Genomic DNA, 284 nt, shown 5'->3' with positions numbered 1-284 from the left:
ATCCAACAAAATGCCATCGAAACGCTGCTTGCCAGCGAGCGCGGCCGCAAGCGATAATCAGTACGCTGGTGAGCACCATAGCGGAATGGGTATCGGCAATACGATCGCCGTCTTGCAAAATCTCGATGCGCCAGCATCCATCAGTGCTAAAAAGGCGCTGATCAATGGCGATTCTTGGCTGGCGCCGCGGTCGGCAATGCAGAAGAGTCATCTTCAGGCGCAGGCGATGCCGATGTCGGTGGCAATTGTGATGGCGATGTTTACCAGCGTCATCCTCACCGGCG

1 protein-coding gene is annotated in these 284 nt (G+C 56.3%); it reads left to right on the top strand.

Translation table 11 applies throughout. From position 1 onward, the window contains the following. Positions 1-85 precede the first annotated feature (85 nt). Positions 86-284 (top strand): hypothetical protein (locus L9G74_RS20200; protein WP_238898563.1); only part of this gene is annotated, 199 nt, incomplete at its 3' end.

Source organism: Shewanella electrica (genome assembly GCF_022321485.1).
In the GTDB taxonomy this organism is placed as follows: domain Bacteria; phylum Pseudomonadota; class Gammaproteobacteria; order Enterobacterales; family Shewanellaceae; genus Shewanella; species Shewanella electrica.
This window is presented reverse-complemented; position numbering and strand designations above follow the sequence as displayed.